This is a genomic window from Paraburkholderia kirstenboschensis, from assembly GCF_904848585.1.
In the GTDB taxonomy this organism is placed as follows: domain Bacteria; phylum Pseudomonadota; class Gammaproteobacteria; order Burkholderiales; family Burkholderiaceae; genus Paraburkholderia; species Paraburkholderia kirstenboschensis.
In genome coordinates this window covers 82,921-103,686 of sequence record NZ_CAJHCR010000011.1, presented here as the reverse complement: position 1 = coordinate 103,686, position 20,766 = coordinate 82,921, and the positions used below count along the sequence as shown (strand labels likewise).

Here is a 20,766-nt window from a genome sequence, read left to right as displayed (position 1 = left end):
CAATAGACCACCGTGAAATCAAGGAAAGGCCAAAGGTCCCAGCCAGAGACCGACCAAATCCAGAAAAAAAACCCAACTACAGAAGCGACAAAAAAAACAGCGCACCGCCCGCAGGCGCGAAAAAAAACCGCGCCGCAGGCAGAAAACAGCAAAATCACTTCCGCAAAGAATCCAGATCAATCACAAACCGATACTTAACGTCGCTCTTCAACATCCGCTCATAAGCCTCATTAATCTTCTGCATCGGAATAACTTCGATATCCGAAGTGATTCCATGCTCACCGCAGAAGTCCAGCATCTCCTGCGTCTCGGCAATCCCGCCGATCAGCGAACCGGCCAGCCGGCGGCGCTTCATAATGAGGTTGAACACTTGCGGCGACGGATGATCGTGCTCCGGCGCGCCTACCAGCGTCATCGTTCCATCGCGCTTGAGCAGGTTAAGGAACGGGTTCAGGTCGTGCGGCGCAGCCACCGTATTCACAATCAGATCGAAGCTGTTCGCATGCGCTTCCATTTCTTGCGCGTTCTTCGAGATCACCACCTCGTGCGCGCCCAGCCGCTTCGCGTCCTCGATCTTCGACGGCGACGTCGTGAACAGCACGACATGCGCGCCCATCGCACGCGCCAGCTTCACGCCCATGTGACCCAAACCGCCGAGGCCGACAATGCCGACCTTCTTGCCGGGGCCGGCGCCCCATGTGCGCAGCGGCGAATACGTCGTGATGCCCGCGCACAGCAACGGCGCGACGCCGGCAGGATCGAGATTTTCGGGCACACGCAGCGTGAATTCCTCGTCGACGACGAGTTGCGTCGAATAACCGCCGTACGTAATCTGTCCGTCGACTCGGTCCACGCCGTTATAGGTACCGACGAAACCGTTCTCGCAATACTGCTCGAGCCCTTCGGCGCAACTTGCGCAAGTGCGGCACGAGTCGACCAGGCATCCGACGCCTACGAGATCACCCGTCTTGTACTTCGTGACGTCCGGTCCCACTGCGGTGACGCGGCCGACGATCTCATGGCCGGGCACCACTGGGAATACGGTGTTCTTCCATTCGTTGCGGGCCTGATGCAGGTCGGAGTGACACACGCCGCAATACAGCACTTCCATCTGCACGTCATGCGCGCGCAGTTCGCGGCGCTGGATTTCAAACGGGGCGAGCGGCGCGCTGGCGTCGGTCGCGGCATAGGCATATGTCGTGCTCATGGGTAGCTCCAGCAAAAGAGGGTGAATGTTGCAAGGTGCCGGCGATGGCGATACATGTCGCCGATGCGGCCAGGTCTTGCGAATGTTTCGGATCAGAGCGTCAAACCACCGCGCGGATCGCAACGCCCGCATGGGTGGCGGGTTCATCAACGTGAACGGCCGACCAGACCGGGGCGCAGCGCGGAAAGGATGATCCGGCAGGGTTCTCATAGTAGGAGCCCGAGGCCAGTCAGTGAATACCTGAATGTCTTGAAGATTTGCCTAAAACTCCTGGAGAAGAGCGCAGCAGGCTGATTGGTGCTAAATTTCAAGCATTATTCTCTTGCGCGTCACTATATCGTCATGTCGCAGCACTCGTCCGAACTGTCGTCACCTATAGCCGAACTTGCAGCGGCCGATGCCGCGCAGCAGCGCCTGATCGAAGTATTCGACAAGCTCGCGCCGAAGCCGGGCATGACGCGTTCGAGCCTGGAAGGCGTGAATCTGATGCGCGCCAACAACCCGCTGCCGCGCATGCCGGTCATGTACGAGCCGAGCATCGTAATCGTGTGCCAGGGGCGCAAGCGCGGCTATCTCGGCGACCAGGTGTTCCAGTACGACGCGCAGCAGTACCTCGTGCTGTCCGTGCCGCTGCCGTTCGAATGCGAGACCGAGGCGAGCGTTGATGAGCCGTTCCTCGGCATCTCTATCCGGGTCGATCTGACCATGGTGGCCGAGTTGCTGATGGCGCTCAACGAAACCCAGGGCGCCGCGAAGAACGAACCGCTCGGCATCTACTCGACGCCGCTCGATTCCGCGTTGAGCAGCGCGGTGCAGCGTCTGCTGGATGCGCTGGTGTCGCCGCTCGACGCGCGCATTCTTGCGCCCAGCATCGTGCGAGAAATCTGTTATCGGGTGTTGACCGGCGAGCAGGGCGACGCGATTCGCGCGGCGCTCACGCATCAGAATCACTTTGGCCGCGTTGCAAAGGCGCTGCGCCGCATCCACGCCGATTATCACGGCGCGCTCGACGTCGATACACTCGCTGCCGAAGCCGGTATGAGCCTCGCAGTTTTTCACGCGCAATTCAAGGCGGTGACAGCGACTTCGCCGATGCAATACGTAAAGACCACGCGTTTGCATCACGCGCGTTTGTTGATGGTGCAGGACGGTTTGAATGCGGGCGCGGCAGCGGCGCGCGTAGGTTATGAAAGCGCCTCGCAATTCAGCCGTGAATTCAAGCGCCTTTTTGGCCTGAGTCCCGTCGACGAAGTGAAGCGCATGCGGGCAATCTACGACTCACCGTCGCCGCGAATCGTGAAGCCGGTCTCGCGCTATGTCACGGCCGTGTGAGCACGCTTCCTCACACCTTCTTCAGATACGCGGCCTTCAACATGAAATTGCCGACGTCCATTTTGCAGTCCACCTCATGATCGCCGCCGACGAGCCGAATGCTCTTCACTTTCGTGCCCATCTTCAGTGTGATCGACGAGCCCTTCACTTTGAGATCCTTGATCAGCACCACGGCATCGCCGTCGGCGAGCGCATTGCCGTTGGCGTCCTTGATTACGCGTTGGTCTGACTCGTCAGCGGATGTGGTGGCGGCGATTCGCCACTCGTGCGCGCAGTCCGGGCAGACATAGTTCTCGCCGTCCGGGTAAGTGTTTTCCATTGCGCATTGGGGGCAGGCGGGAATTGTCGACATGATTTTTTTCAGAAGGCGCGGTGCGCTGCGGATCGGTTGAGGGGCGCGCGAGTATAGCCGACGCCTGCGTCGCGCTATCCCGCTTTTGAGACGCCGCTGGCGTTCACACCGGGACGCAGTTCGTAGTGCGAGCGTTTTTCTTCGTACATCAGCAAGTCCGCGCGCTGCACGCCGGCTTCGAGGCGGTCCCCGCGTTGGCAGGTCGCGGCACCCAGCGAAAAGCTCAGCGGCGAGCCCGGATAGAACTGGTTGTTCATTTCGACGAGTTGACGAATCGCGTCGATCATCGCCGCGCCGCCGCGCTCGTCGGTGTTCGGCATCAGGACCGCGAACTCGTCCCCGCCGATGCGCGCGGCCTGGAACGGCGACTCCATGGCTTTCGCCAGCACTTCGCCTGCGCGGCGCAGCAGCGCATCGCCAGCAGCGTGGCCGAGCTGGTCGTTCACGCGTTTCAAGCCGTTCAGATCGGCCATGATGATGGTGACGGGCCACGGACCTTTGCGCTCGAGCCGGTTCAGTTCGTCCACATAGAATGAACGATTGCGCAGCTTGGTGAGCACGTCGTGCTTGCCGAGAAATTCGAGGTACGCTTCGGCCTTCTTGCGTGCGGTGATATCGGTCAGAGCGACGAGCACCAGGTCCCAGTTCTTTTCGTGGCCAGGCAGCACCGAGAATTGCAGATGCACGTGCACCTCGCTGCCGTCGAGCGCATAGTTGAGCACCTCGCGCTGCTGGAACAGTTTGCCTTCCCACAGGTCGAGTAACTGCTCGCGGAAATGCGGGCCCATGTCGTCGCGGAACACTTCCGGCAGGCGTGCGAGCAGCGTTTTTTTGTCCGGCGCGGCGAACATTTCGAGCGTGTGCCAGTTCACGTCGAGCACGTGAATCTCCTGCATGCAGCGCTCGACGAACTCTGGATGTACATCTGTAAACACACGGAAATCGCTAATGCCGACCGCGCGCGCCTGATCGAGCAGATGCTTGACCGCGCTGAAATCTTCGACCCAAAGCGATACCGGCGAATGTTCGAACAAGCCGCGCGCATATTCCTCGGCGAGCGTCACGCGATGCCGCGCGCCCTCCAGTTCGGTGATGTCTTCCACCGACACCAGCACGCGGTCCCAGCGCTCCTCATGACCCGGCAGCACGGAGCCCTTGAGCAGCACGTCGAGGCGCCGTCCACCGAGCGTGTAGTTCACGGTCTGGCTCGTGAAGTGCGCTTGCCCGGCCCACAACTGACACAGTTCCTCCAGGTGCGTCTTGAGCATGTCGTCGCGGAACACAGTGGCAAGGTTGTCGTTGAGGGTGTCGAAATCAGCGGCCTCGAACTGCGTCAGCGTCTTCTGATTCACCTTGATGACGCGAATGCTACGTGCACATTCGGCGATCCGCTCGGGCGCATCCGCGAAGTGCGCGCGCAGATTGGTCACGCCTTCGGCGCGCCATGCGTCAAACAGATCGCGCACGCCGCTGAAGTCTTCGACCCATAGCGAGACGGGCGCGAGGTCGAACATTTTCGAATCGTCGTTGGCGGGCTTCGGGACGCCAGGCAGAGTATCCAGCATGAGGTTCTCTTAGCGGAAAGTGCGGCTATTTTACGGTCCCTTTAAAGCCGCCTAAAAACAAACGGCTTTCATCGGCTTGCGGCACGGCTTCGCGTCAGCACGCATTTTTCGGTCTTGCTACACTCGATTTCACGCGTTTCGTCCGCCAACCTGCAAACACGCCACCAAGAAAAAGACCGACATGAAGCCTTCTCTGCTGATCCTCATTCATCTCGACGACGCGAGCCGCGCTTGCATCGCGGCAGAATTCGATATCGTCTATGTTCCCGATTCGACGCAACATGCCGCTGCAATCGCCGCTCACGGCGGGACGATCCGGGCGGTGCTGACGAATGGCACACGCGGGCTCAGCGCGGCTGAGATGGACCGCATGCCGAAGCTCGAATTCGTCAGCGCACTCGGCGCAGGCTATGAAAACGTCGCCGTCGACCATGCGCGCTCGCGCGGCATCGTGCTCGTGAACGGAGCGGGCACCAACGATCACTGCGTCGCCGACCACGCGTTTGCGTTGCTCCTGTCTATCGTGCGCGATGTGCCGCGACTCGACGAGGCGACGCGCGAAGGCGTGTGGCGCGACGCATTGCCGATGCGCCCCAACGTCTCGGGCAAGCGCCTCGGCATCGTGGGGCTCGGCAACATCGGCGAGAAAATCGCGCGGCGCGGCGCGGGCTTCGACATGGAGATCGGCTATTGCAACCGTAAGCCGCGCGAAGGCACATCGTTGCGCTATTTCGACGACGTCGAAGAACTCGCGCGGTGGTGCGACTTCCTCGTGATCGCGACGCCCGGCGGTGCGGGCACGCATCACCTGATCGACGCCAGGGTGTTCGAGGCGCTGGGTCCGCGTGGCTTCGTCGTGAACGTTTCTCGCGGCAGCGTGCTCGATACCGCGGCGCTCGCGCAAGCGCTCGCAGCGGGGACGATCGCGGGCGCGGCACTCGACGTTTACGAGGGCGAGCCGCAGCCGCCCGCCGCGTTGCTGAAGCTGCGCAACGTCGTGTTGACACCGCACGTCGGCGGACGCTCGCCCGAGGCGATAGCGGCATCCGTGGACAATTTTCTGCGTAACGCTACCCGGCATTTCGCCGGCGAGCCTGTGTTGACCCCGATCTGACCGGGCGCCACTGTCTTTCGTCTGTCCACGCGGACGCTGTGAACGCCACCGCCTACGCATTTGTCAGAGGTGCAATGGCGTGACGGTACACTCATAATAAGTATCCCGCGTCACAGTCGACCCATTGGTGATATGAAACGCAGAGATGCGCTCGTTGCATGCTCACTAGGCGCTCTGCTGGGCCCGATCAGCCTGGCTCGCGCATCTGCGCGCAGACCCCGTGTGGTTTTCCTCAATCCGGGTGAGGCCGTCGAGCACGGCACCGGGCAGCACTGGCAACTGGTGTCGCAGTTCATGGGCATTGCGGCGCGGTCTTTCGACATGCGTCTCGACGTACTGTACGCAGAGCGGGATCATCTGCTCATGTTGCGTCAGGCCGAAGAAGTCGCGCGCCGCGCCGATCCGCCTGATTACGTGGTGATCGTCAACGAAAAGATGGCCGCGCAGCAGATGCTTCAGTCGCTGGCTCGCTCGTCTTCGAAAGTTATCGTCATTCATAACGACGTCACCGCCCGGCAACGCCGTGAGATCGGCGACGAGCGACAAGCCATACAGAACTGGATCGGAACGGTGACAGCCAACGCGACGAACGGCGGCTATCGTCTGATGAGCTATTTATGTGGCCGGCTGGCCGGCGAACCGGCAAGAGTGATCGGCATCACCGGAGACCCTAACACCCCGGTGTCGCAGGAGCGCGCCTCGGGTGTCGACGCGTTCCTGTCCCGCGCCGGTGGTTCGCGAATCTATCAACTGGTGTTCAGCGACTGGAGCTACGCGGATAGCGAGGAAAAGACACGCGTGCTGCTTGCGCGCTATCCGGACACCAATCTCGTTTGGGCTGCTAATGATTCAATGGCGCTGGGTGCGCTGAACGCGGTCAGGTCGCGCGGCGCGCACGTGCTTGTCGGCGGCATGGGCGCGCTGCGAGGCGCACTGCGCAGCGTCGCCGAGGGCGGGCTCGCCGCGATGGTGGGCGGCGACTACTTCATCGGCGCGTGGGCGATGGTGCTGCTATACGACTACCATCACGGCAAAGATTTTGCGGCATCGGGAGGCGCGCGCCAGACGCTGGATTTTCTGAGCGTGGTTCATCAAGGCAACGTCGAGCGCTTCAGCCAGGCGATCTTCGATCATGGCGACGAACTCGATTTCACGATGTTCTCGAAGGCGCGGCACCCCGGACCCGGCCCCTACGATTTCAGTCTCGCGCGGCTTCTCGGTCCGTTCGCCGGAGGCGGGTGATGCGTCCATTCGCGCTTCCGGGGCTACGCTCGTTGAATCTGCACGCGAAGCTCATGCTCGCGCTCGCGATACTGGTCGCGGTGGTCGCGGGCACGTCGGCTTACCTGCTGATCGAGCACCAGCGCGCGCAGAAATTTTCCGAACTTGAAGAACGCGCCGCGCGCATTTCCGATCTCTTCAGCCGTTCGCTCGCGTTGCCGCTCTGGAATGTGGACCGCGGTGCGATCAGCGCCCAGCTTTCCGCGCTTTCGCCGAATCCGGAGGTCGTGCAGTTCACGGTCACGGCGGTAGGCTATGGAGTCGTGGCCGAGGTCAAGGGCGCACGCCGCGCCGACCCGTCCAGCGACGTGGTGCGCGTACGGCCGATCGAGTATCAGCCGCCCGGCAATGCGCCGCGCGAGAAGCTCGGCGAGGTCCGCGTTCAACTTTCGAGAGCCCCGGCAATGCAAGCAATGCGGGATGCGCGCAACGCGATTCTCGCGACGATAGCCGCCATGGTCGCCACGCTCTACGCCGTCACTCTCGTCCTGCTGAACGGCATGGTGCGCGGCCCCATCAACCGGCTCGAGGAAATGGTGGACCGCATAGCAGGCGGCAATCTCGATGCGCGTTGCGCAGTGGAGTCCGACGACGAGCTGGGTCGCCTCGCTGCGCGCGTCAATGCAATGGCGGACCGCCTGCGCGAATCGACGGCGCGCCTTTACGACAGCGAGCAGAAGTACCGCAGCATTGTCGAGAACGCGCTGGAAGGCATTTTCCGGTTGCACCGGAACGGCTGGCTGGAGGAAGCCAATCCGGCGATGGCGCGTTTGCTCGGCTACGACAGCGCGGCGGCGCTAGTGGCTGCGGGAACCGGCGAGCCGGACAAGCGGCCGTTTTCGCCCAAGCAGGTGGAGGACCTCTTTGCGCGCCTGAAGCGGGACGGCGAAATAGCGGAGCTCGATCTGCGGCTCACGCGGCCTGACGGCACGGCTATCTGGGTACAGCTGAGCGCGCGCGGCGTCGCGCACTCGCACGGCGATATCGTTCGGCTTGACGGCTTGCTCGCCGATGTCACGGCTCGCAAGCATGCGCTCGAAAATCTGCGCCGCCATCGCGACGAGCTTCAGGTTGAAGTCGCCGAACGCAAGCGCACCGAGCAGGAACTGCGGGCTTCACGCGAAGAGCTTCGGCAACTGTCCTGGCACCTCGAAGTGATTCGAGAAGAGGAACGAAAGCGTATCGCACTCGAGATTCACGACGAACTCGGCCAGCTTCTGACCGCACTGAAGATCGACATTTCATTGCTGCAGATGAAACTGGCGGGCAATCCGGACGCGCAGGGCAAGACCGACGCAATGCGCGAACTCGTCGAGAAAACCATGTGGATGGTGCGCAACGTCGCCAATCATTTGCGGCCTGCTGCGTTGAATTTCGGCATTGTGTCCGCGCTCGAGTGGCTCGCGGAGGACTTCAACGGACGCCACCGCATTCGCTGCTCGGTCGTGACGTATGGCGACGAGCCCGTACTCGAGGATTCGCGCGCGACGGCCATTTTCCGCATTGCGCAGGAGTCGCTCACCAATGTGGCGCGCCACTCGCGCGCATCGCGGGTGGTATTGACGCTGCGTTCGGGCGAAGCGTCGATCGACCTGGAGATTCGCGACGATGGTTGCGGTTTCGATCTGAATGCCGTGTCGGCCGGGCACCGCGGCTCGTACGGATTGCTTGGGATGGCCGAGCGCGCCCGGCTGATCGGCGGAGCGCTCTCGATTGCGAGCAGCGCCAGTTCGGGCACTGTCGTCGCGGTGCGCATTCCACTATCGGATGACGTGCGGGCCACGTTCGCGTCGTGAGTTGGCGCGCCGGGTCGTTTTAAACGCTCGCGATACGTAGCGGCCCGCGCCGACTCACCCGCATGCCCCCACTTCGCCGCACGCCGTGCAGAAGTCGCAGCCGTCCTTGCGGATCACGGCGTTCGCGCCGCATGACCCGCATTTGCGCCCCAGCATCGTATGCAGTCCTGGTGGCGCGCCAGGCCGAGTCAATTGCAACGCGCTGGTTTCGGCTTCGTCCGGATGCGGGCGGATGCCGAAGTCCGCGGGCAGCGCGGTTTCCGCTTTCATCTGTCCGCGCGGCAAACGCGCGAGCAGACGCGATGGAACCTGATTGCCCTCGGCATCGAGGAACCCACGGCGGTGCAGGATCTGCTGGATTGCAAAGGCGAGGGCGGCTACTTCCGAATCGTGCCAGCGCGGCGTGCGGTGACCGTCCAGACGCTGCACTTCGCCAAGACGCACTTGCCCGCGATCCCACGACACCTTGCGCATATCCTGCAGATTGCGCGCGACGAACCCGCCCCGCGCGGCGAGCGACAGGGAACGCATGGTCGCCGTGATCCATTGCTGCGATTCGTCGCGCTGACCGGTTGGAATAAAGAACTCGATGGGCCGCTCGATCGTCACGTCTTCACCGCCGAGACGCCCCGTCACTTCGATAAACGAGACCGCGACGTACAGCGATTTCTTGCCGGCTTGCGTCAGATACTCGACCTTCTCGATGATCGCCGGCAACTCGCCTTTCGGCCGATGGTCGATCGCGATGCGCAGCGGGTCGAGATCGGTTTCTGCCAACGTATCGTCGGCTTGCGGCGGGCTCACGCTGAGCACCGCGCCGAGCGTTTCGTTCGGCCGATACGTGGCGAGCCCCTTGAGGCCGCTTTTCCACGCATCGAAATAGAGGCTTTCGAAGGCTCCGAACGGATAGTCTGCGGGCACGTTGACCGTCTTCGAGATCGACGTGTCCACGTAAGGCTGCACGGCCGCCATCATGTCCAGATGATCGCGCGCAGACATTTCGAGTGCGCTGACAAAATAGTCGGGCAGCCGGCTCACGTCGCCGCCCAGTTCGCGATAAAGCCGGTATGCGTAGTCTTCGACATCGAACGATTCGCGGCCGCCGTCGGCCATCACCTTCATGCGCGTGTAGGTCCACGAGAATGCGGGCTCGATGCCGTTGGACGCATTGTCCGCGAATGCGAGGCTGACGGTGCCGGTCGGCGCGATCGACAGAAGATGGCTATTGCGAATACCGTGCCGGCGAATCGCCTCCTTGATGTCATCGGGCAGGCGCGATGCAAAGGTGCCGGCTTCGAGGTAGCGCGCGGCATCGAACAGCGCAAACGCGCCGCGCTCCTTCGCGAGTTCCACCGAAGCGCGATACGCCTCGTCGCGCATCAGCCGCGCAATGCTCACGGCGAAGTCGCGGCCTTCCTGCGAGTTGTAGCGCAAGCCGAGCATCACGAGCGTATCGCCGAGTCCGGTAAAGCCCACGCCGATACGCCGTTTCGCGCGCGATTCGTCGTATTGCTGCGGCAGCGGCCACAGCGTGACGTCGAGCACGTCGTCGAGAAAACGCACCTGCGTGCGCGTGCGCTTCGCGAGACCGTCCCAGTCGAATGACGGCTTGCCGCCTTTCATTTGCGCGAACGGATCGACCACGAAACGCGTGAGATTCAGCGGGCCGAGATTGCAGCAGCCGTAAGCGGGCAGCGGTTGTTCGCCACAAGGGTTGGTCGCGCGAATCGTTTCGACGGCGCGCAGGTTGTTGTCGTCGTTCATCCGCGAGATGAAGACGATGCCGGGTTCGGCGACGTCGTAAGTGGAGCGCATGATGCGGTCCCAGATCTCGCGCGCGGGTCGCTCGCTGTAGACCCACAGACCGTCGTCTCGCTGCCTGACGTCGCCTGCCGCGCGCAACGCCGGCGATGGTTCGGCGCGATGCACGAGTTGCCAGGGTTGATCTTCTTCGACGGCCCGCATGAATTCGTCGGTCACGCCGACGGAGACGTTGAAGTTGTTCCAGCGTCCCTTCGAATGCTTCGCCTCGATGAATTCGAGCAGGTCCGGATGATCGCAGTCGAGCACGGCCATCTGGGCGCCGCGCCGCGACCCCGCGCTTTCGACCGTGCGGCAGGACGCGTCGAACACATCCATATAACTGCACGGACCAGACGCAGACGAACTCGTGGTGTGAACGCGCGCGCCCTTGGGCCGGATCGCCGAAAAGTTGTAGCCGACGCCGCCGCCGCGCCGCATCGTCTCCGCTGCTTGCAGCAGCGCGACGTAGATGCCGGGCAGCCCTTGTTCGTCGACGCCTTGAATCGCGTCGCCGACCGGCTGCACGAAGCAGTTGATCAGCGTGGCCGCGATGCCGGTGCCCGCCGCGCTCATGATCCGGCCAGCGCCGAGCGCGCCGTGCCGCAGGTTGTCGACGAAAAGCGCTTCTACCGATTCGCGCAGTTCCGGCGGCTCGGCCTCGGCGACGCCGCGGGCGACGCGCTTGAAAACGTCGTCGGCGGATTGCTCGTCGCCTTTCGCGTACTTTTCGAGCAGGACGTCGGTGGAAAATTGCTGCGGAGCGACTAGCGGAGTGGGAGGCGCGCTCGCCGCGCGGGTGTCCGGCCGGGTCGACGGCTGCGGCGTGTCTTCTGCCATGGTATGCCCTCAAGCGGCGCCGTGGCGCGTACGGCGCGATAGGTGGATATGCACGTCACTTTACCGCCGCGCGGTGAGCCGGCAGGATGACTTGACGCAAGCAGGTCCACCTTAACGCACGTGGCGAAGGGCCGCAATCGGGGTGCTTTGTGCGCGGCGCGGCCGGGCAACCGCGCAGTCGCGCCGGCATGCAGGCGGGAATACAGCCGAAAAGTCAGGCTTCGGCAGGTAGCGCGCCGACGATTTCGGCGCAGATCATGGCTGAAGCATTCGATGGCGCTGGGCGCTCGGCCGGCTTGAATACCGCGTCGCCGCGTCGAATCTTGCGACGTGTCACTGCGCACGTTCCCGAAGTGTGCGCGGACCTGCGCCGCCAGCGCTGCTCGCCGTAATGACATCGTCCAGGCTCGACCCAGCGGATCACCAGCGTCGTGTCGGAGCGCTCGAGAATTTCGATGCGTATGCCGTTGGTACCGTCAAGGGGGATGGACTCCAGGGTCATCATCGTCGGCTCCGTATTTGTGAGTGTGCCGAATGTAGACCCGCGCGCGCCTGAGAGCCATTGTGTCCCCGTTGAAACACTGTTCCCCAATTAGCAACAATCCGACTTGACTTTAGATGGGGCTTGAACTGGCGGGGCCTGGCGCTGCGCTTGCTCGTGCAAAGTGCGATAGGAGCGCTTTTTGCAACGCAGTGTTGTAACCGCTGAGACACCAAAACGGCGGTCAGAGGCATGCGCGCGCTTCCTTTAAGATGTCGTTGTCATGGTTCGAGCGCGTCCCGCAAGTCTAACAAGTTTGGCTTTTTCGGGTCGGCTCGCGCGCATCCCGGTCTCAACATACATGCATTAATAGAAGAGCTCACATGAATTCACGTCCACCCGCTACCCCGCCAGAGTCGACGCATTCCACGGTGTCGCTGGCGACGCCTGGGCGCCTCAAGAAGCAGAGAGCGGCTTCGCTGGTGCTTTACATCGGGCTCGTGCTGCTGGCGTTGTGGGTCGTGCGCGACTTCATTGCGGTGGTCGCCTGGGCAGGCGTGCTGGCCATTGCGCTATGGCCGCTGCTGCGCAAGGTCGAAGGCAACCGCTGGCTCACCGGGCGCACCACCTTGATCGCGGCCGTGCTGACACTTGCGATAGCGTTGCTCGTGGTGTTGCCGGTCGGCATCGGCATTGCGCAGGCCTTGCGCGAAGCGCATGACCTCAACGAGTGGTTCAAGACCGCGCAGGAGAACGGCATCGCAATGCCGGATTTCCTTCACCGGTTGCCGTTCGGTGCGCAGCAGGTCGCGGCCTGGTGGCAGACCTATCTCGCGCCGCCCCTGCGCGATTCCGCAGCGATGAAGGGCTTGCACAGCAACACGGTCGTCACGCTAGGGCGGCACTTCGGCGCGCGCGCCGTGCATGCGGTCACAGTCTTCGCGTTCATGCTCGTGACGTTGTTCGTGATCTTCCAGGCAGGGCCGCGTCTGTCGAGTGCATTGGCCCGAGGTTTGCGGCGCGGTTTCGGCGAAGACGGCGCGCAGCTTGTCCAGCGTATGGCCACGGCGGTACGCGCCACCGTGTCGGGACTGGTGGTGGTGGGACTCGGCGAAGGCGCGTTGCTCGGCGTCGCCTATTTCGTGACTGGCCTGCCGCATGTGGCGCTGCTCGCGCTCATCACCGCGATTGCCGCGATGTTGCCGTTCTGCGCGCCGATTACTTTTAGCCTCGCCGCGTTGTGGCTGTTTTCGCAAGGGTCGGTGGCGAGCGCGATCGGTCTACTGGTGTTCGGTTCGATCGTGGTGTTCGTCGCCGAGCATTTCGTGCGGCCGGTGCTGATCGGCAATTCGACGCGCCTGCCTTTTCTGCTCGTGCTGTTCGGCATTCTCGGCGGCGCCGAGACGTTCGGCCTGCTCGGCCTCTTTATCGGACCGGCGTTGATGACCGTGCTGATGGTGCTGTGGACCGACCTCGTGCGATAGTTGCATGCGCATTGTTGCGATGCGCGGCTCAGGCATCCGCGCGGCGCCCCGCTCAGGGCCGCTGATTCGACGGATGTTCCTGCGCCGGCAGTCTCGCGCAGCCGAGCGTGGATCTCAATGCACCCGGCAGCAAGGCGCGCCATACGTCCCAGGTGTGGCCGCCGTCGATAATGCGCAGCGCTGCCGGATTGCCTGCTATCCGAAGCTGCGTGTAAAGCAATGACGCATCGGCCTGAATTGCGAGATCGTCGTCGCCGGCGGCGATGAAGATGGGCACGCGATAGGGCCGGCTCATATAGCGCTCCCATTGCGCCGGGTAGTTCAACTCATGCCAGATGCGCGCATCGAACTGGCGCTCGCCGAACACGCCGACACGCCGCGCGGCCGAACCGCGCGGCGGTTCGTTCGCATAGATCGCAGGGCTCAGCAGCAGCGCGCCGCAAAACCGTTCCGGCTGTGTCATCACGTAGCGCAACGCGCCGAAGCCGCCCATCGAGACGCCGCCGATCATCCGCCCCGCGCGCTGCGTCGACACGGCGTAGTGCGTTTCTATCTCGGGCAGGAGATCGTCGAAGAATGCGGTCTCCATCTTCTCCTTGCGATCGACGTACCAATCGGTGCCGCCTTGCGGCATGACGACCGCAACCGGCGGGATATCGTGGTGCTCGATCAGCGCGTCGACCGTGCTTTGCAGATGGCCTTGGGTGATCCAGTCATTCGCGTCGCCATTGTTGCCGTGCAGGAGATAGATGACCGGAATGCGCGCCGCGTCCGGACGATAGCCGGTCGGCAGATATAGCGTGTAGGACCAGTCGCGTCCGAGCGCGGACGAATGGAAGCTTCGATTCGTTACCGTGCTTGCAGAAGACGAAGCGCCGCAAGCGGCGCAAAGAACAGCCAGCACGGAGTGTAGGAATAGACGCATGTCAGGGTAGGAAGCAGCCGCGCCGGATGAGGCGCGGCCGTCATGCTATCAGCATCCGGTGGATCTTTGACCAAAGAGGTTTGCGGCGATCCTCTGTTCTGAATGCCAGGCACGCGGCGGTAGGAGCCGTGCAGAGCGACGCATCCGCGTGCTGCCGTGCGCATGGGCTTCGGGCGCTTTACGGCGACGTGCGGAGCCGCGTGCTGAAAAGACGCGTCACGAGGCGCTTGAGCGGCTCGGTCCCACACGCGACGGCGAAGAGGGCCGTGACCGCGCACGCATCGGCAAGCAGGCCTAGCGGATAGTTCAGATAGCCGTCGGTTGCCGCATACAGCACCGAGTCCACCACGAGCGAGATCACTGCGCCGGCGATGAAGCAAAGCAGCCCCTTGCGTCCGATGACGCCGATCAACGGCAGCAACTCGGCGAGCTTTTTCGCCCAGCCAAGCTCGATCAGGTTGGCGACAAGCCATGCGATGGCGAGGAAGTTGACCGCTCGCAAGTAGGAGAGATTCTGCTTGAAGCTTGCATCGAGCGGCTCGCGTTCAATGAAGAGCTTGTAGTACGCCGCGACCGCCACTATGGAGCACGCCGCGAGAGTCACGAGCCAGCCGAGGCGATGTTCGCTCACTCGCTGATAGACAGGCTGGCAACGCGCAAGCGCGCCGAGCACGAACAGCAACTGCCAGGCGAACGGGTTGAAGTCCCAATGCATGTCGGGTGCGGCCGGCAGATAGGCGTTGACGGCCGGCGCGCCGGCCCACAGCGCGACGCTGCCGGCAAGCAGAAGCCAGGGTTTGCTGCGCGCAAGCGGCAGGATCATCGGCACGAGCAGCGCGAAGAAAGCATACATGGGCAGCACCGACGCAAGGTAAGGCTGGCGGCGAAACAACAGGATGTCACGCATGGCGGCGACGGGCGTGTCCATCAGATCGTCGAGGTCGGTGATCGCGAGATTCGGCGCCTCGATGCTGAATGCGTTCAGGACCGCGCTCACGAGCAGCATCAGGCCGGCGGTCACGAGAAACGCGCGATAGATTTCTAGTGAGCGCCGCAGGAAGCGGTTGCGCGCGATGGTTTCGCTACGCCGCTCGGCGAGCGCCGCGTAGGCCGTCGCTGTGGCAAAGCCGCCGAGAAAGACGAAGACTTCGGCGGCGTCGCACAGCGCGTACGCGTGCAGCGTGACGCGCGACAAAATACTTCCGCCGATGTGGTCCACCACGATGATCAGCAGAACGAGTCCGCGAAAAAAGTCGAGCTCGACTAAACGGGATTGCGACGGTTTCATTGTTTTTATGCCAAAAGCAGCCCCGTGCGACGGCGCGCTCTTTCAGCGCGTCGGGCGTCTCACAAGGCTTTGGAATAGTGGATGAGTACTGAGGCGGCTACGCAACCGCGTTGCCGCTTTCAACCGGCGGTGAAGGCACGGTTGCACGATGCAGTAAAAATGACCCGGGCAGAGCGGCGGAGTTCCGCTGGGGTGCCGCGAAAGTCAGCAATTATATTTCTTTCTGTGACAAGTCTGCTTTGAGTCGTGCACGTGGGACGCGCGCCCGCATGGGTTGTCCGCTCGATAGGCGTTTAAGGACAGTGGAGATTTCGCAACGTTTTGACATATGCAGGCGACACCCAATGGACGGACGGCTTACGGCGTGTGAGGATTTCCCGTAAGCGCGTCAGGCTTCCAGAAGCGCGTTGTCGTAGGGTCAAGAAGAAGGCGTCGGATCGAGTTAGGCCCGTTACTCGAGTGCTGGGGGATCGTCATGAACAAGCAAGTGTTCGCGCTCGCTGTTTCCACCGCTGTGTCCGCCGCTTTTAGCGCACCAGCTTCGGCGCAGACGAGCGTCACGCTGTACGGCGTACTCGACGAAGGTATCAACTACACGAACAACGCCGGCCGCGGGCATGTCTACGAGTTGGCGAGCGGCTATGCGCAAGGCAGTCGATGGGGGCTCAAGGGCGCGGAGGAACTGGGCGGCGGCCTCAAGGCGATTTTCCAGCTCGAGAATGGTTTCGACCTGAGCTCCGGGCGATTCAATCAGGGTGGCCGGATGTTCGGGCGGCAGGCTTTCGTCGGCTTGAGTGCGGAGCGCTTTGGCACGTTGACGTTCGGGCGGCAATACGATTCGGTAGTCGATTATCTGGCGCAGACCACGGCCAATGGCAATTGGGCCGGTTCGCTGTTCTCGCATCCCTACGATAACGACAACACGGATAACACGTTTCGCCTCAACAACACCGTCAAATACACGAGCCCGTCGCTTAGCGGTTTTCAGTTCGGCGGCACTTACAGCTTCAGTAACGATACCAACTTCGGCAATAACCGCGCATATAGCGTCGGCGGGCAGTACGCCTATGGAGGCTTGCTCGTGAGCGCCGCCTATTTACAGGCCAATAATCCGGGCAATGGCGCGAATGGTGCAATTACCGCCAATGACGCCAGCTTTATCGCAACCCGTATGCGCGTATTCGGCGGCGGCATTACCTATAACTTCGGGCCGGCTACGGCGGGCTTTGTGTACAGCAACTCGAATTATCTGAATCCGACCGGTAACGGTTATCTCGGCATTGCGCCGCTGGTACCGCCCGGCGTGTTGCTGAACTCGTTGAAATATCAGAACTTCGAGTTGAACGGAAAATACCAGTTTTCACCGGTGCTGTTCGTCGGGGCCCAGTACGTATATACGATGGAAAACTACGACGCGTCGAGCGGCGGCGTCAAACCGAAAATCCATTCGTTTGGTTTGATGGCCGATTACAACCTGTCCAAGCGCACCGATGTCTACATTCAAGGCGAGTACCAGCACGTGACCGGCGACTCGACGTACTCGATACTCGATGATGCATTCATAACCGGCGCACAAGCGCCGTCGTCGACATCGAAACAGGTCGTGGTGCGCGCCGCGATACGGCATAAATTCTAGATCCGGGTCTCTACGCCGCCGGTAACGACAATGCAAAAGAAAACGCGCCTCGATGAGCAAGTCACGAGGCGGGCCATTTTTGCCGGCCATTCGCACCGGCTGCTTGATTTGATGCTCAGCTCATCAAGACGTTTTGCACCAGAATGCCGGCCATCACGCCTGCGGGAATGCCAAAGGTTCGGCCGCGAAGGGTTGCGCTCAGATCTTCGTCGAGAATAAAGCTGCTGCGGCGCTCGCTCCATACTGTCTTGTACAGAAGCGGCTTGGTGCCGGCGATAAAGAGCGAGATGATCGCTGTCGCAACGACCTGTTCGAGCGCGTGCAGTCTCGCCATGAACGGGGAAAATTCGGCCCCGACGCAGAACAGCACCATGATGGCGGTAGCGATCACGGCGCCAAAGAAAAAACCGCCCATGAAGCGGTTGGCTGATGTAAGAGAATCCACTTGAGCCTCGACTTCTTCATCGTCCGGACGAGGGTTGATGAAGCAAAATATTCTGAAGGGAAGGTATTCCGTTGAGCAACTGGGGAGCTTTTTGGGTGCGCGGCAGTCAGCATCAAAAGAGACCTAAGAATATTTTTTTTATGCTCTTCAACCTATCGTCCGTTTCCTAAACGGGCTTCGGAGAAATCCTAAAGCGCGGGCGCGACTGCGGGCGCCGCCCCGGCTCAGTCAACCGTGGGACATTGGCAAAACTTGTTTGATGGAGATTTCATGAGCAATCGTGCGACGCAAATTCTTCCTCACCATCGCTATGTTCATTCGCTGGGCGCGCCGCTCGCCTGCGTGCAAGGCACAGTCAGCAAAGTATTCGCGAGTCCGGACAACCACCACGGCGCGAATCATCAGCATCTGATCGTCAAGATAGACCAAGTGTTGAAGTTCGATGGCGGCACGCAAAACCTCGTCGGCACAGAAGTGTTCGTGGCGATTCGATTCGGCGACAACGAGGGACTGTCCGAAGAGATTCCCGGACTGCAAGCCGGCCAGCCGATCGAGGTGCAAGGCGAGTACATTCCCGAAGCGAGCGCCTATCCGACCGACGACAATTCCGACCCGGTACTGCCGGTGCTGCATTTCACCCACCATCCCGTCGGCTACGTGCGCTATGCGGGGCAGTACTACAGCTAGCGCTTGCCGGCTCGGCCGTTGTGCTTGGCCCATCGCGTCTTCGAACCGGCAATTCAAGTTCTGACGGCGGCGTGCCGTTAAGCAGATGGCGTCGATCGCGCTGCCCTGACGACCCTGTGCGTTGGCGCACCGTTGCGCGCGCAACGACGCATGCAAGGCCGTGCGTAACGTTTGTATCAGACTGTGTGACGCGCCGGGTTTTCTGTCGAAGCCACTTTACAATTCGGCTGGAAATTTAATCCGGTCTGGCCCCGTCCGCGGAAAGAGTGGCTGCTTTGAGCGCCCTGATCCGCCGCCGAGCGAGCGACGAACCGACAATCCGCCCAGTCGGCGAGGCAAGGCAAGGCAAGGACCGCAAGGGTGCGGGGCGCGCAACGCGGGCTCGCCGGGTCGCAACGCGAAACGCTGCGCGTTGTTGAATCGCGCGCACCGAACGCGGCAAGGCGCCTCCGGCCCGCCAACAAGATAAGTCAGGATTCGAACATGATCGGAAAGCGTTTCGACAGAGCAATAATGGTCAGCGTTGCCGGCGCGTGGCTGGCGCTTGCGATGACCGGTTGCGCGAACGTCGGGCAGCTGGGTGCGCAGGGAGATGCGGCATCGGTACCAGGCGCCGCAAACGTGGCGGGCACGGCGGGTCCGTCTGCGTCGGCGAATACGCCGGCCGTAGCAGGCGCCAATGAAGCCTCACCACTTAAGAAAGCGCCGCCGCTGGTGTATCGGGTCAAGCGCGGCGACACGCTGGCGCGCATCGCGCAGCGTCATCATTGCAGCGTCGGGCAGTTGCAGGCGTGGAACGGTCTCAAGGCATCGTCGCGGTTGAAGCGGGGCCAGGTGTTGCGCGTTGCATCGCCGGAAACCGTGCAAGCGGTCAACGCGGCCGCGGCTGCCGCCAAAGCCACCGCTTCTGCGTCGAGCGTCTCTGCCGCGCAGACGTCCGCGGGCGATGGCGCCGCAGCGGGATCGTCGTCAGCCGCGCAAGCTTCGGCCGGCCCCAGTGCCGCCGAAGCGCGCGAAGTCGCGCAACAAACCATGCGGCACGCGAACGGTGTTGCGCTCGCATGGCCGGCGGGTGGCCGGGTGGTCGAAGCATTTCAGCCGGGCGAGACGCGCGGCATAGAGATCGGCGGCAAGCCCGGCGATCCGGTTCGTGCTGCGGCCGACGGCAAAGTCATGTACGCCGGTACGGGGCTGAACAGCTACGGCAGCCTCATCATCGTCCAGCACAACAAGGACTTTCTGACCGCCTACTCGCATAACCGCAAGCTGCTGGTCAAAACGGGCGACATCGTTCGTCAAGGGCAGCAGATCGCCGAGATGGGCGATCAGAACAACTCACGCGTCTCGGTCGGCTTCGAATTGCGCCGCGACGGCAAACCGATCGATCCAATGCCGTACCTGCCGCAAGGACGCGGCTAGGCGCACCCTGCGGCTTTAGTCGAGCCACCCGAGCGCCGCCGCGACGATTGCTTCCGGCGCATCTTCCTGCACCAGATGGCCCGCGCGCGGCACGGCCTGAAAGCGCGCCTGCGGAATCAGCGCGGCCAGACGACGGCCGCGCTCCAGCGCAATCCACTGATCCGCTTCGCCCCACAGAATCTGCGTCGGACAGCGCAGTTGCGCATAGCGGGGTTCCACTTCATCGGTGTAGCGCTGATCCATTTGCGCGATCTGCCGGTAGAACGCGGCTTGCCTCGTAGCGCCGAGCCATGGCGTCACGTACGGCGCAAGCTCCTGATCTGTGATGTCGCGCGCGATCGCGCCGCGCACATACGCGTTGACCACGGCCTCGTGAATATATGACGGCAGTCCCGCGAATGCGTCACCGTGGCGGCGCACATGCTGAACGAACGGCGAGCCCCATGGCGCGAGCGCGACCGGATCGATCAGCATGAGGCTGCGGTAGTCGCAACCGTTAATCAGATGCGCGCGCAACGACGTGGCCCCGCCGAAGTCATGCGCGATCACATCCGGGCTTTTCAATTGCCAGTGAGCGAGCAGCTCGGCGAGCAACTCATTCTGAATACCAAGAGACACGTCCTGGCCGTCGCACATGGCGGACTGCCCATAGCCGAGCAGATCGTAATAGTGGACCGTGCGGAGTTGCGCGAGATGTGGGGCGATGCGATGCCACACATAGGACGAAAACGGCGTGCCATGTACCAGCACGAGTGGCGGGCCGGTTCCTGTCACATTGAAGCGCACGCTTTGGTCGCGGAACGTAAAGGTTTCGGGTAGTGGCCAGTCGGTCATGGCAGTGAGCGGTCGTGACGAAGTCTGCTTACGTTAGCAGGGCTCTTGATATCGTGCATGACGGTTTTGCGTGGTCTCGCCGGCAGGCGCCGCGATGCACCGCCAAGCTCAGCTCGCCGTAACCACGCACCCGCCCACCCACCTCCCGCAAAAGCTCACCTTCAATTTGTTCAGCAAACCCAGGCAATTTTGCCGATACGTCTTTCATCGCGCTTGCACAGCACGCCCGTCGACGGATCACGCATCTATCATCTTTACGAATCGCGCATGAATGCCCTTG

At 62.2% G+C, this 20,766-nt stretch carries 17 protein-coding genes; 8 read left to right on the top strand and 9 right to left on the bottom strand.

Annotated elements, in window-relative coordinates:
• Positions 1-154 precede the first annotated feature (154 nt).
• Complete coding sequence (locus JMY24_RS24945) at positions 155-1,207, bottom strand: NAD(P)-dependent alcohol dehydrogenase (protein ID WP_201703107.1); 1,053 nt, start codon at positions 1,205-1,207, stop codon at positions 155-157.
• A 342-nt stretch (positions 1,208-1,549) separates the two neighbouring features.
• Between JMY24_RS24945 and JMY24_RS24940 the strand changes: the two genes are divergently transcribed.
• Complete coding sequence (locus tag JMY24_RS24940; RefSeq protein WP_128592164.1) at positions 1,550-2,539, top strand: AraC family transcriptional regulator; 990 nt, start codon at positions 1,550-1,552, stop codon at positions 2,537-2,539.
• Positions 2,540-2,549: 10 nt separating this feature from the next.
• On the opposite strand, the gene JMY24_RS24935 is transcribed toward JMY24_RS24940, so the two are convergent.
• Together JMY24_RS24935 and JMY24_RS24930 are read right to left on the bottom strand one after the other, a co-directional pair.
• Complete coding sequence (locus tag JMY24_RS24935) at positions 2,550-2,891, bottom strand: zinc ribbon domain-containing protein YjdM (protein ID WP_128596689.1); 342 nt, start codon at positions 2,889-2,891, stop codon at positions 2,550-2,552.
• A gap of 74 nt (positions 2,892-2,965) precedes the next feature.
• Entirely contained in the window at positions 2,966-4,456 is a 1,491-nt protein-coding gene (locus JMY24_RS24930; RefSeq protein ID WP_201703106.1) for a sensor domain-containing diguanylate cyclase, read from the bottom strand.
• Positions 4,457-4,637: 181 nt separating this feature from the next.
• On the opposite strand from JMY24_RS24930, the gene JMY24_RS24925 reads away from it, so the two are divergent.
• The 3 genes from JMY24_RS24925 to JMY24_RS24915 all read left to right on the top strand — a co-directional run bounded on the left by JMY24_RS24925 (position 4,638) and on the right by JMY24_RS24915 (position 8,647).
• The gene (locus JMY24_RS24925) at positions 4,638-5,570 is read left to right on the top strand and encodes a 2-hydroxyacid dehydrogenase (protein ID WP_201703105.1); all 933 of its coding nucleotides are present in this window, start codon (positions 4,638-4,640) and stop codon (positions 5,568-5,570) included.
• Positions 5,571-5,792: 222 nt separating this feature from the next.
• Complete coding sequence (locus JMY24_RS24920; RefSeq protein ID WP_236597499.1) at positions 5,793-6,812, top strand: ABC transporter substrate-binding protein; 1,020 nt, start codon at positions 5,793-5,795, stop codon at positions 6,810-6,812.
• Positions 6,812-8,647 carry a sensor histidine kinase gene (locus tag JMY24_RS24915; protein WP_201703103.1) on the top strand — a complete coding sequence of 612 codons (1,836 nt, stop codon included), beginning with the start codon at positions 6,812-6,814 and terminating at the stop codon, positions 8,645-8,647. Before JMY24_RS24920 ends, JMY24_RS24915 begins: the two co-directional genes overlap by 1 nt.
• Before the next feature lie 54 nt (positions 8,648-8,701).
• Here the strand turns inward: JMY24_RS24915 and JMY24_RS24910 are convergent, their stop codons facing one another.
• The gene (locus JMY24_RS24910) at positions 8,702-11,287 is read right to left on the bottom strand and encodes an adenosylcobalamin-dependent ribonucleoside-diphosphate reductase (RefSeq protein ID WP_201703101.1); all 2,586 of its coding nucleotides are present in this window, start codon (positions 11,285-11,287) and stop codon (positions 8,702-8,704) included.
• A gap of 214 nt (positions 11,288-11,501) precedes the next feature.
• Positions 11,502-11,789 (bottom strand): DUF3331 domain-containing protein, encoded by a 288-nt coding sequence (locus JMY24_RS24905; RefSeq protein WP_128586112.1) that lies wholly within the window; start codon positions 11,787-11,789, stop codon positions 11,502-11,504.
• Between the two features lie 362 nt (positions 11,790-12,151).
• Here JMY24_RS24905 and JMY24_RS24900 point away from each other — a divergent pair, with 362 nt between their 5' ends.
• On the top strand, positions 12,152-13,252 hold the full coding sequence (locus tag JMY24_RS24900; RefSeq protein ID WP_128586102.1) for an AI-2E family transporter: 1,101 nt from the start codon (positions 12,152-12,154) through the stop codon (positions 13,250-13,252).
• A gap of 52 nt (positions 13,253-13,304) precedes the next feature.
• Here the strand turns inward: JMY24_RS24900 and JMY24_RS24895 are convergent, their stop codons facing one another.
• Entirely contained in the window at positions 13,305-14,177 is an 873-nt protein-coding gene (locus JMY24_RS24895; protein WP_128596691.1) for an alpha/beta hydrolase, read from the bottom strand.
• Between the two features lie 178 nt (positions 14,178-14,355).
• Positions 14,356-15,465 (bottom strand): OpgC domain-containing protein, encoded by a 1,110-nt coding sequence (locus tag JMY24_RS24890; RefSeq protein WP_128586104.1) that lies wholly within the window; start codon positions 15,463-15,465, stop codon positions 14,356-14,358.
• 475 nt (positions 15,466-15,940) lie between these two features.
• On the opposite strand from JMY24_RS24890, the gene JMY24_RS24885 reads away from it, so the two are divergent.
• Entirely contained in the window at positions 15,941-17,101 is a 1,161-nt protein-coding gene (locus JMY24_RS24885; protein ID WP_128596693.1) for a porin, read from the top strand.
• A 115-nt stretch (positions 17,102-17,216) separates the two neighbouring features.
• On the opposite strand, the gene JMY24_RS24880 is transcribed toward JMY24_RS24885, so the two are convergent.
• Positions 17,217-17,546, bottom strand: coding sequence for a hypothetical protein (locus tag JMY24_RS24880; RefSeq protein WP_164853697.1), 330 nt, complete (start codon positions 17,544-17,546; stop codon positions 17,217-17,219).
• 270 nt (positions 17,547-17,816) lie between these two features.
• On the opposite strand from JMY24_RS24880, the gene JMY24_RS24875 reads away from it, so the two are divergent.
• Positions 17,817-18,233 (top strand): hypothetical protein, encoded by a 417-nt coding sequence (locus JMY24_RS24875; RefSeq protein ID WP_128596695.1) that lies wholly within the window; start codon positions 17,817-17,819, stop codon positions 18,231-18,233.
• 483 nt (positions 18,234-18,716) lie between these two features.
• Positions 18,717-19,652: a peptidoglycan DD-metalloendopeptidase family protein gene (locus JMY24_RS24870; protein WP_201703099.1), complete on the top strand. Its 936-nt coding sequence runs from the start codon at positions 18,717-18,719 to the stop codon at positions 19,650-19,652.
• Positions 19,653-19,667: 15 nt separating this feature from the next.
• On the opposite strand, the gene JMY24_RS24865 is transcribed toward JMY24_RS24870, so the two are convergent.
• On the bottom strand, positions 19,668-20,486 hold the full coding sequence (locus JMY24_RS24865) for an alpha/beta fold hydrolase (protein WP_128596696.1): 819 nt from the start codon (positions 20,484-20,486) through the stop codon (positions 19,668-19,670).
• Between the last annotated feature and the right edge of the window lie 280 nt (positions 20,487-20,766).